Source organism: Salinicola sp., assembly GCF_982684285.1.
The window spans coordinates 1-3,574 of the sequence record NZ_CEXLVS010000336.1; the positions used below are offsets into that span (position 1 = coordinate 1).

Annotated in this window: 5 protein-coding genes; all 5 read left to right on the top strand. The window is 61.7% G+C overall.

The features are described 5' to 3' along the window. The first annotated feature begins 199 nt into the window (after window positions 1–199). Window positions 200–1,090: a ParA family protein gene (locus AC3AYF_RS19355; protein ID WP_295036915.1), complete on the top strand. Its 891-nt coding sequence runs from the start codon at window positions 200–202 to the stop codon at window positions 1,088–1,090. Then, window positions 1,080–2,489 carry a replicative DNA helicase gene (dnaB, locus tag AC3AYF_RS19360; RefSeq protein WP_295036912.1) on the top strand — a complete coding sequence of 470 codons (1,410 nt, stop codon included), beginning with the start codon at window positions 1,080–1,082 and terminating at the stop codon, window positions 2,487–2,489. The genes AC3AYF_RS19355 and dnaB overlap by 11 nt, the downstream gene beginning before the upstream one ends. Then, window positions 2,486–2,689 carry a hypothetical protein gene (locus tag AC3AYF_RS19365; RefSeq protein WP_295036905.1) on the top strand — a complete coding sequence of 68 codons (204 nt, stop codon included), beginning with the start codon at window positions 2,486–2,488 and terminating at the stop codon, window positions 2,687–2,689. Before dnaB ends, AC3AYF_RS19365 begins: the two co-directional genes overlap by 4 nt. Further along, a complete protein-coding gene (locus AC3AYF_RS19370; RefSeq protein ID WP_295036902.1) occupies window positions 2,682–2,912 on the top strand; it encodes a type II toxin-antitoxin system HicA family toxin in 231 nt (76 codons plus the stop codon). Before AC3AYF_RS19365 ends, AC3AYF_RS19370 begins: the two co-directional genes overlap by 8 nt. Further along, window positions 2,909–3,574, top strand: a 666-nt coding sequence (locus AC3AYF_RS19375; protein WP_487780210.1) for a DUF2786 domain-containing protein, incomplete at its 3' end; no start/stop codon positions are given. The genes AC3AYF_RS19370 and AC3AYF_RS19375, both read left to right, overlap by 4 nt.

A 3,574-nucleotide genomic window follows, 5' to 3' on the forward strand; every position in this document is an offset into this window, starting at 1 on the left:
TGTAATCAGTAGGTCCCGGGTTCGACTCCTGGTGTCGGCACCAGAGCTTAGAGATAGAAGCATTGGTTAGAGCGTATCACCTCGTATGATGTGAACGCTCCACCACTTCTCAGCTCCCATCCTGTTTGGCAGTCAACACAAATTGTAGCGTCATTTTCTCTCTGCACTCGTTCCATTCATGATTGGACGAGGTGTAGTTATGCGTGTTTCCGCGACAGTGTGTTCCAAGGGCGGCGTCGGCAAGACGACCACAACGGCCAATCTTGGCGGAATCCTGGCCGATGCCGGCCTTCAGGTCCTTCTCATAGACCTGGATTCCCAGCCCACCCTCTCTTCCTACTACGAGCTGTCCCAGCCGGCCCCAGGCGGGGTGTACGAGCTGCTCGCGACAGAGCTGGTCGATCTCGATCAGATCATCTCTCATACCGCTGTTACTAATCTCGACATCATTGTCTCCAACGACTATCGGAATCAGTTGCAGCAGTTGTTGCTCAACGCCCCGAACGGTCGCTTCCGGCTGATCGATCTCCTCGATCGTTTCGCCGATCGCTATGATGCCATCCTGATAGACACCCAGGGCGCGCGCTCCGTCATCCTCGAGATGGCCGTGATGGCCGCCGATCGGCTGATCTCTCCCATCGTTCCCGAACTGCTCACCGCCCGCGAATTCGTGCGTGGTACTCAGGGCATGCTCAACGAGCTGCGGGAGCTGGCACGCTATACCCGCTTCGAAGTGCCGCCGGTCTCCATCCTGCTCAATAAGATGACCGACCAGCTCCGCGACGCCCGCGACATCGCCGATAGCATCCGCACCATGTATGCCGAGGTCGAAGACCACGGCATCAGCGTGCTCGAGACGCCGCTGGTCAATCTCTCTGCCTACCGTTCGGCCGCGCTCCAGGGGCTGCCCGTCCATCGGGTCGAGCCTCGAAAACCCTACAGTCGCAAGGCGCCGGCCTGCGCCGACCAGCTCAAGGCCGTGGCGGCCGATCTTTATCCCGAGTGGGCCGACGCCATCCATGCGGTAGGCGCTGTCACTCCCAACGGTAAACCGGGCATCAGCAAATCGGGGGTGGGCCATGTCCATTGAGACCCAATCCCCGCCGCCCCTCGAGGCTGAGGTGATGGGGCTTCTTCCCCCGCACAACATCGAGGCGGAGCAGTCCACGCTGGGCGCTTTGATGCTCGACAACACGAAGTGGGACGACATCTGCGAGATCGTCGACGCCTCAGCGTTCTATCACTATCCGCATCGGCTGATCTTCAAGGCGATGGAGGAGCTATCGCACGACGAGAAGCCGCTGGATGTGGTGACACTCTCTGAGCTGCTCGAGCGCGATGGTCATATCGAGACCTGTGGGGGCCTGTCCTATCTGGCCGAGCTGGCTCGCAATACGCCGTCGGCTACCAATGTGGTCGCTTACGCTGGGATTGTTCGTGAGCACCGGCGTCGGCGGCAGCTGGCCAACATGGGCCGCGACCTCAGCCAGCGGGCGCTGGATGGGCAGCAGCTCAGCCAGGCATTGATCGAGACCACTGAACGCCAGCTGTTCGAGCTGGCTGAGAACCGGCAAGGCAAGGAAACGGGCATACGTTCCGCGTTGACGGCAGCGATCGATACGATCGATCGGGCCTTCAACGCCAAGGACGGCATCACCGGCACGCCGACCGGCTACAAGGATCTCGACGATCTTACCTGCGGCTGGCAGGCCTCCGACCTGATCGTCATCGCAGGCAGGCCTGCAATGGGCAAGACCACGCTGGGGATGAACCTCGTCGAGAATGCGTTGGTCGCCACGGCCGGTCGCACCGAGCTGGCCACCGCCCCGATCTTCGTCTTCTCGCTCGAGATGCCCGAGGAACAGTTGATGCTGCGCCTGATGGCGAGCATGGGACGGCTGGACATGAGCAAACTGCGCTCGGGGCAGCTCGACGACGGTGGCTGGGAAAAGCTGACCTCGGCCACTAACCGCATACTGGGATTCGAGGAACGCCTGTTCGTCGATGACTCCAGCGGGCTCTCGGCGACCTCGCTCAAGTCGCGCGCCCGCCGGCTGATGCGCCGACACGGAAAGCCTGCCCTGATCCTGATCGACTATCTGCAGCTGCTCGAGGAGCCGGGTTGCGAGAACCGCAACAACGAAATCTCCGCGATATCTCGCATCCTCAAAGCCACGGCCAAGGATCTCAACTGCCCAGTGGTGGCGCTTTCGCAGCTCAACCGCACGCTGGAAAATCGTCCCAACAAACGTCCCTGCATGGCTGACCTGCGCGACTCCGGCGCAATCGAGCAGGATGCCGACGTCATCGGCTTCGTCTACCGCGATGAGGTCTACAACACCGATGAACCTGACAACAAGGGCCTTGCGGAGTTGATCATCGGCAAGCAGCGCAACGGTCCCACCGGCACAGTGCATCTCACGTTCGTGGGTTCGAGCACCCGCTTCGAGTCTCTGGCGTGGAAGCAGGTGCAGGAGGGACGGTCATGAATTGCTCGGTTAGGGAACTTCAGGATCTCGAAACCCGGCTCGCTGAAAAGCGCGACGAACTCGCGCGACTCAATCGCGAATGTCGCTTGCTCCGAGGCGAAAGGGATCGACTGATTCGATCGCTAGAAGGGCAACTGGATCTGTTTCGTCAGCAGCTCGATCACACCGACCAAGTGACAGGGGAGGTGGCCCATGCCTGACGCATTGCCGATTCGCTGCTCGACGCGCGCGCTCAAGCGCGTCGTGCGTTATGCCGTCGATCACGGTTGGTTTGTCGAGCGCACCCGTGGCGGTCACGTCCGTTTCATCAAGCCGGGCTGCCCGCCCGTGTTTACCGGATTTTCGCCCAGCGACGCGCGTGCCGAGAAGAACGTGCTGGCACGGCTACGCAGGGTACAGCGACATGAGGGGGACGAGGCATGATTCCCGACCGCATCCTTCGCAAGATCGAGCGTTGTCTGGCGCTGTCACGCTCGGCCAATAAGCACGAGGCCGGCACGGCGCTGCGTCAGGCGCAGCACCTGATGGATGAGTACGGTGTCAGCGAGATCGATGTCGCGGCGTCGACCATCGACCGAGTGGCCGTCAAGTCACCGACCGGACGCAAGCCACCACGTTGGCTCGACCATCTGGCCATCCTAAGCAATGCCGCCTTCGGTACCGCTACCGTCTACGAGCCACGTCCGACATTCGAGGGCTGGCAAGGCTACTTCGCGTTCCTGGGCGAGGCGACCCAGGTGCGCATCGCGGCCTATGCCTTCGAGGTGCTGCAGCGTCAGCTGATCGCCGATCGCAAGGCCTTCCTGAACGGGATGAACAAGCGCGCCAAGCGCATCACCAAGATTCGTCGGGCCGATGCCTATGCCCTGGCATGGGTCGCGGGGGCGTTCGAGCACATCGTGCCGGTGCAGAAGACGGAAGATACCGTCGCGGCGATCGAACACTTCCAGCAGCGCTTCTATCCCCAACTCGAGGCGATGGACGCCATCGATCGCGGCCAACGCCGTGACGATCAGCGGGCAATGGCTCGGGGCTACGCCGCCGGTCGCAATGCGCGCCTGCATGGCGGTGTCGATCGTGATCGA